The organism is Shewanella holmiensis, assembly GCF_025370255.1.
Taxonomy (GTDB): domain Bacteria; phylum Pseudomonadota; class Gammaproteobacteria; order Enterobacterales; family Shewanellaceae; genus Shewanella; species Shewanella holmiensis.
Genome location: NZ_JAMTCD010000035.1, coordinates 21,234 through 29,978 on the forward strand (window position 1 = coordinate 21,234; position 8,745 = coordinate 29,978).

The window sequence follows — 8,745 nt, forward strand, 5'->3', positions numbered from 1 at the left end:
TTAACTATTAATCAATGCTTGTTGTTGCATTAATTGGTTTAATTCATCTAAATTATTATCAGCAGTATCAATACTTAAGTTGTTTGTGTTTTCTTGCAGTGAGAATGAGTTGTATGGATTTAATTGTTGTATAGATTGTTTAATAACAGCACTAAGTTGCTCTATTTCAAGTTGCTCTATTTCAAATTTATCAGAGGTAAATGATTCCTCATTTGATGCTAATGAGCTTGGTTTGGCTAATATTGGTGCGACATAACCAAAACCTGGTAATTGCTGCTGTTCAGGCAATAAAACAATCTTACCTTCAATATTAAACTCAGAAATTGATTCAGATGGATGAGGAGGCAATTCGATACTCATGTTTTTATTATATAGGCTCCAATTAACCAAGAGGGCTTCAGGTGCTAAGCTATTATCGATATCTGCTATTGGCTCTATAGATAAGGTATGGAGATCTGGCGGTAATGTGATGCCGTATTTTGGTAATTTGAGTTCAACAATTCCAATTGATATGTAATCTGCTTGTACAGAATCACTTTGCAGCGATGAGCTAAAAAAGGTTGACTCTGATGACGTTAAATTTGGTTCAGAGCTAAATGGTTCGTCTTTAGTCATATTTGATACGTGCATGGATGAATCTAAAGACAATGCCGAAATAGAGTTCACTGTATTTGTATTAAATGATGCAAACTCTTCATTGCCGAAACGCACTACGCCACTATAATCTCGCTGATGTTCATGCATCATACGTTCATGCATGGTATGTATTATGTCCAATTGCCAATCACGCAATTCGGTATGTTGCAGATATGATGATGCTGGGTTCATTGTATTAATATCAACATTGATGGTTTCAATGTCACCAGTAGCGGTTTCGCCATTGAGTGTGGCCTGGGTTACCACGCGCAGATTAAAGTTTTCTCCATTACTGGCACCTAATATGGTTAATCCAGCTAATTCATCTAAAGCGATAATCCAGTGATCACCATTTTGGCTGCCTGCTGATAAAGTTAAATGGCTGGGTAAATCATAAATGATCACTTGCCCTACTTCACCAGGGGCTGGATTTTGTAATTCAGCTTCTATTTGAAGCAAGACTGCATTTGGGGTATTACTAATGACATTTTCCAAATAGGTCCAGATCGGGCTATCAACCTCAGGGGTTAACTCTACATCAAAACTCACTGTTTGTGCGGTGCTAATTGATGTTTGTGATGTTCCAAGCACTTGTGCGTTATCAATACTGCTAATATCCATACTGACTTGCAGAGTGCCGAATGCTAAGTCACCAGGTAAAATATCTAAGTGGGTTAAACTGCTCGCATTGATAACAAGCGATGCCGTAAATCCACCATTTCCATCAGGGACCAAAGCAACATATTGATTACCTATTTGAATACCTTGTAAATCCACTAATGCCGAGGCTTGTGATGAGGTAATGGTAATGTCTACCTGCATTTGTTCATGGCCTGATAAATCCAGTAATTCAGTATGGAAGTCGACACTAATGATTTCTCCTTCAATAAAATTCAAATTACTGGCAGGCTCTTGGATTATTTGTGCACCATCAGCAACAGGCGTAACGCCAACAAGAATATTGGTCGAGGTAGTGACAAAATCATTGGTTCCTAATTCCTGGGTAATAATATTAAGTGTTAAAGGAAGATCGCCATTAAAATTCTGTGGCGGTTTAATGACTAAGCTATCTAGGTGCTCTACGCTAACTGTCCAATATAATGTGGGCTGACCATTTAGCTGGCCACCATCTGGGCCATTGTTTGGTAAAATATGTAATGTTCCATCAGCACCACGAACAAAAACGGTCGCCCCTTCTGGCAAACCATTTAGCGTCATATAAATGATTTCTGAACCATCTTGATCAATTAAGCCAACATTACTGCTGCTTAATCCAGATAAAGCGATTTCAGAATCTTCTTCACCTGTAATTTGAAGGGGATTATTAGGGATGTTGGCACTGTCTGTTACTGGCTCTACATAAATAGTTATCGTGTCGCTAAAGGCGCTGTAATCATGAACTAAATTGCCGTCAATGTCGGCACTATCATCAATGGTTCCTGAAACCTGTATTCTAAAATTACCACTTAAATGTGTAGGCGGTGAGAACTGTAATAACGCTAATGAGGCGTGAAAAGCAGTTTGATTTGTACCGGTAAATTCCCATGTGTCAGTGGTGCCAACTTGCAGCTGAAATAGTCCGGATGGATCAATAATACTTCCGCCATCGAGTAAAGTGATACTGAACGCTTGATTACTATCACCTAGTACTATGTTTTCTACCCCGCCATCTTGTGCTGACAGATCTTGATCCGTAAATATTAAAGAAAGTCCTAATGGAACAGGGGTATCCTCTTTGATGCTATTCAATTGACTTTGTAGCTCAACTGTATCTGCAATAGGGGTAATATTAATATCGATGCTTTGACTGTCATCTAAGAAGGTATCGCCGCTGGCACTATCAGTAGCAATAATTCTAATTGGGATAACCATATCCCCGGAAAAGTTGTCGCTAATATTGTGCAATTGCAAATTAGCTAAAGATGCTGAAGTAAAGACGTATTCAATAATGTATTGCCCAGTGCTGTCGTATAAAGCTATGACATCACTGCCGGTGAAATAGCCTCCTTCAGGTAAGTCACTCGCGAGTATTCGAAAACTGATGATGTCGTTAGGATCATTAGTTAACACTTTATTAAAGTGACTTGAAAAATCAATGACTTGATCTTCAGTGGCATCAACAGTATCTAGCTGCAGTGTGTTGACGTTAGATGCTTGAGAGTTCGATGTCGGTTGGGTAAAAGTAACCAATAAGGTCGTTGAAATAACATCTGCATCATCTCTGTCTAGTATACGCGCTTCAATCGTAATCGCGGCCAACTGGGTGGCATGATCGCTAGAGATAGTCATGCCGTCCAAAATGGCTAAGTATTGTTCTTGGGTTGTATCGTTTGTTAAGTTGTTATTGGGAATTAACCAGCGGCCGTCACCATCATGGATAGCGCCATTAGGGTGAGTAACAAACCAGCCATCCGCTTCTGGCATAGTGATGACAATATATTGGAGGGTTTCAGAACCATCTATATCGCCATCAAAAAACACAACCTCATTGGTTAATGTGATAGGAGAACCATCATGACTGGTAATGGCGTTTTGATTTAGCTGGAAACGAGTTATAACTTCGACAACTGCATCGACATTGACATCTAGTTGGGTGTTAATATTGGTAACTTCTGTTTGACCACTTTCAGATCTGTCAGTGATTTCATAAATGGCATCAAGATGAAACACACCATCAGCATCTTGTGGCGGTAACACTGCAATTCGGCCCGATTGTAGTAAATCAAGTAACGTTGGGCTATTCTCATCGGTTAGTGTCGATAAATCTAATCCATTCACACCCACAATAATTTGTGAACCATCTAACAGTAAAACCATTCCCGTTGGTAAAGATTGAATAATAAGACCTGTTACCGATTCGCTTCCGTCGATATCCGCTAATAATGCGGGCAGCAAATTCAATACGATTGGTTGATCTTCTCGTCCGCTACTGAGGGTTTTGAGCGTATTGCTCGTTTCATCTATTACAGGTCTAATGTTGATATTTAAATTGAGTTGATACTCTGCATTATCTCCATCGAGCTCAGTACTTTCTATGAAGAGAACTAAATTGAGCGGCCCGCTATAATCTTTTGGTGGTCGAATAGATAATGCAGATAACTGTTCGGAGGTCACACTGTAAATGGGTTGATTAGCCTCAAAGCCGATAATGGCTAAATTGACAGTTTCTCCATTTGAATTAACAAAGCTAGCGTCATCTGGTAGTCCCATAATACGAATACTTAATGACTCTGAGCCATCGATATCGCTGCTGATAATTGTAAAATCTAGAGGGATATCATTGTCTTCGTATAGGCTGTTTACATTGGTTATGTTGCCATTAACAATGGTCCAAGTTGATGAGTCAGATGCAATAGTTGGTGCATCATTTGCCACACCAGATAAATGGATGGTGAGCGTTTGTGGTTCACTATAATGTGGGTTAGGTAATATAATAGTATCATTAGGGTCGATACCATCTTGGGTGGTTTCTAAAGCAAAACTTCGAACTTGAATACTAAACACACCGAAATTTGCAGAGCTTACATCCGCAGGAGGTATAAGAGTTGCTGGTGGGGTGGCGGCTAAATCTGCCGCTGACACTGTCCACACACCATTGCCCAAATTTGTTGCTGATGGAGCATCAAGTGACCAACCGTCTGGCAAGGTAAATTCAAAATATAGTGATTCTGAGCCTGAATTGTCGGTGAGTTCCCCACTGATAATACTACTGAGTAAAATAGCACTATCTTCTATGCTGTTAATATCTCGAGTAATTAATGTTGGAGTATCAGCAATAGGCTTAACATTAATTGTAACGGTTTCAACACTCCCCAAATTAATGTCGCCATTGTCTGGCTCTGTAGTGCTTGCTTGAACATTAAAAGTAAATTGTCCTGCTAAATTATCACCCGTAATGGCTTTGAGATTTGCTAGCTCGGCTGCACTCAAGCTTTGGCCGTCAGTAATATTAATTGTTTGGCCGTTACTATTAATGGTTTGTAAGGTTAAACCTGATGAAATGTTAGTAATTTTGAAGCTGAGTATTTCAGAACCTTGGCTATCGTTGCCGACGAGATCTTTTGAGCTTGCTTCTAAGTGGATATCAAAATTGCCTGAATCTTCATTAACTGAGTATTCAAATTGGCTATTTTCTTGCCAGATAGGGGCGTCGGCAACTGATTCGATACTGATACCAACCGTCGTGGTAACTGGAGGTTTATTATTAATATTAACTGTAAATTCAATATTAATATCACTGGTCGCATCGGATTCATCTTCTGCAGGGTGGTATTGTAATGTACCACTGGGTATTGCTATGCCTGTGATGTCATCTATGTATAAATCATCATCTTGCAAAATATAGTTACCATTACTGTCTTTAGGAAGCGGCGCGCCGTTTAATGTTAAGGTGCCACCACCTAGGGTTGCAGTGGTAATCACGATACTGAGTATCGCCTCTCCAACATCAAGATCACCAGGAAAAGCTGCTAAACGCAAATCGCCAATGGTATCTTCTACAAAGTGAGGGTTTAAAACCTTAATGGATCCTGTTTGATCTTTAGCAATAATAGTTAAGTTATCAATCACCGTATCACCATCACTGTCGGTAACATAAACAGGAATCACTTCGCTAAATAACGGTAATGGATAATCAAAAATATGACTTGTGACTGTCGCTATACCGTTTTGACTGATCACTAACGTTGCATAACGTTCACCGGTATCAGTATATAAATCTACTGTGTCGCCAGCTTGGTATTCTAGTCCCCCATAAACAAATTTTGTTACCGATGCGCCATCCGCACCTTGCTGGTTTTGATTGAACAATGTAATGCTATATTGTTCTTCTCGGCCCTCTGTAAACGTTAAAGTGGAGTCTTTTGCGATAGGGACATCATCTTTGATAATTACGTTTATGGTTTGGTTATTAGTGATGTCGCCATCGGCATCTGTAGCAAACACATCAAAGCTCATTGTTAAGGTGTTTTCATTGTTTCCTTGCGGATGGTCTATTGATAAAAACTGTTCAAACTCAACTTGTCCATTAGCGTTAAATCTAACTCTAAAAACAATACCATTATCACCTGTCCTAATTGCGTTATACCAATTATTAATATCGCTTTGTTCACTGAGGACAATGGTTTGCCCAAGACTACTATAGTTACCGAAATTAAAATTGTCAGCGAGTGAAAATGCGGTGACATCGTCACTGCCCGCTTGAATTGCAAGTTGTCCTACTGTGCTGACTTTGGTGTTATCAATTAATAATCCTTCATCGATGTTCATTGTCAGTTGAGTCGGTAGAGAAGGGTGTTTACCATCAAATATATCGACATTTATTGCGGCATTGATTTGAGTATTATCACTATCAATTGCCGTTATTCCAGCGATAATCGTTGTAAAAGTACCATCGCCTGTTAGGTTATCTATCGGCCCCAATAAGCGCATTGAAAAACTCACATGGCTTGAGGTATTAGCATCAATGTTGATGTTATCCGGCAGATTCATTCTAAAGACAACCGTGCCATCGGCTAAGCGACCTTCGGCTACAGCACCATTATTAAATAATGCCCATACTATTTGTTGGCCATTTTGAGTTAAAACATTGCCATTAGTATCAATAACTGTGCTGCCAGATTGAACCGAAAATAAAATGTTAACAATTGGGTCACCGCTGGCAGTAATTGCAATGGTGGTTTCTACACGATTATTAACATTAGATGTGACAGTGGGTAATTCACTGATATCGATATTGATATCATTAATACTGCCAGGAGTATCATCAAGCACCGTCATGGTTAATGTCGCGGTTGTGGGATCGCCATCAAAATCAGTAATCAATAAGCCAAAGGAGACTAGTTCCGTATTGATTTGATCAAAAGGACGATACAAAGTGGTTTGGTACGGATGGCCTGATGTACTGCTATTATTTTGCCAATTGGGATCTATGTCGATTATGAATACAGGATTGTTGATGTTACCGCTGTGGGCTGTGAGTGTCAGGCCATCATTTGATAACTGGTACTCAATTATTACGCCACCTGCTGTGAGGCTAGGCAGTTGGTTGAGGTTAAAGCCAAGATTGGTTATTAGATCACTGCCAATTTGTATATCAAATTGACCATTTTGCACAATTGGCAAGCCATTAAGCGTTGATTCATCGAATAGTAGGCTACTAATATTGGTTATTTGGGGATTGTTGCCATCTTGTATTTGCCAGTTAAGCTGACCCAGTGCGATATGCGTACCATCTAGATCTATTGCGTCAATAAGGGTTTTTAAGGTGATATTATCACTCGAATTATGATCTATCGGTTGGTAAATATTTAATGTGGTGGTTACTTCAACATTGTCACCATTATTGATTGCCGATAAATCGATACTCAATACCATGGTCCCATTTGCTGTCGCATTTAGGGTCTTACCATCTAAAGATAAACTAAACTGTAGTGTTACCCCGTTAGAAGACAAGTTTAACTCATTTAACAGCGCAATTTGATTACTATCAAAGACAACGGAATTCGCCACTAATGTATCGGAACCGGCTTGAATGGTGAATTGTTGTACTTCTGTTTTCGTTTGAGAGAATAGATTTTCTTGTAGGGTATATGTTTGTGCACTCATGGTGCCACTTATGCCATCGTTGATGTTTATGGTGCTTGTCGCGGTAGCCCGGCTTCCATCAAAATCGATAACTTCATAATCAAAAACAACTTGTTGTATTATTGAGTTATCTAAATTACTGGCTGCTTCAAATTGCCAAAACCCCGTGCTTAACACGGTAAGAATACCTTTGCCTGTATCAATTATTGCAGGCGCCCCCAACGCAACGGTATATTCGATACCATTAAAAATAATGGTATCGACGACTAACGGCCCTTCAATGGTGTAATCATTACCAGTAATCGAGCCAGTTGTGATGTTTGCTTCCGTAGCTTCAAAGAAATCATTAATCGCAAGCTCAGCGGTATCTTGAATATGTAAAATGGCATAGGTAATAATTGTTTCGGATGTACCATCGCTGTCCGTTTGAACGCCTTGTAATGCGATTAAAGTTGATAAGTTCGCACTACTCGTTTTGTCCAGAGGCTCAAATAAAGTGACCAATAACTCGGTGCCAGTTAATAAGGCTTCCATTACAAGGGCATTGTCGCCATCACGATGTATTTGAAATGACAATCCATCGGCGCTGATAATGATATTTAAACTTTGACCATTTGAGGTTTGTTGCAGTAAGTGACTCTGATTATTGGCTATGGTGAGTTCGGCATTTTGAATATCAAAGCTGACTTCTGTACGAGTTTGGTTGAGCACATTGAGTACTGTCTCATAAAGATATACCCCTGCAGGTAAATCAAGCGTCGGCATACTATCAATAGCTGTATTTCCCGCTATATCTGCAACGCTCACATCTAACTGCCAGTTGCTCTGAAGATTCAAACCACGAACGTCAATATTATCAAACTGCCAACTACCATCAGCTTGCACTTGTGTTGTTAGGGTGACTGTTTTACTCCCATCACTTAGGGTTAATGTTACAGTTTGACCAACTTCCACATTACTGGTTGTGCCAGAAAGTTGTTTTTGTACCCCGTACATGAATAAACCCACATCAAAGCCGTTTAACCCTGTATCAATGTCGATTGCACTTAGAGTGTCGATAACGGCTTGTGTTGTGGCGCTAGTTGGGTTGCCAGCGACATCAAAAGCACTTACATAGGCAGTTAAAATACCATCGGCAAAGTTTGCATTTACCAAGTCCTGAGCTGTTATCTGCCAGAAACCGCCAGCTAAAATGGCGGTGTTAATATTAACCGTATTCCCTAATGTATCAGTTAAAGTTACTGTGACAACTTGACCAATTTCAATATCGTTACTAGTACCAGAAATAATTATATGTGATAACTCAGTGTGATTAATTAAGCCATTATCATCTTCAATTTTGATGGTTATTTCGGCCGTTGTATCAACGGGAGTCGCTGTAGTGGCTGTTGCTGGATTTCCTGCGGTATCCTCGACACTGGCGGTAACGTTAAGCGAGCCATCATCAAAGCTGGATAAATCCTGGGGACTGAGCTGCCACACACCGCCATTGACTATGGCTGTTAAGGTCAGGCTATGGCCTAA

Annotated in this window: 1 protein-coding gene; it reads right to left on the bottom strand. The window is 39.8% G+C overall.

The features are described 5' to 3' along the window. Complete coding sequence (locus NE535_RS17585; protein ID WP_261299884.1) at positions 1-8,703, bottom strand: T1SS-143 repeat domain-containing protein; 8,703 nt, start codon at positions 8,701-8,703, stop codon at positions 1-3. Positions 8,704-8,745 lie beyond the last annotated feature (42 nt).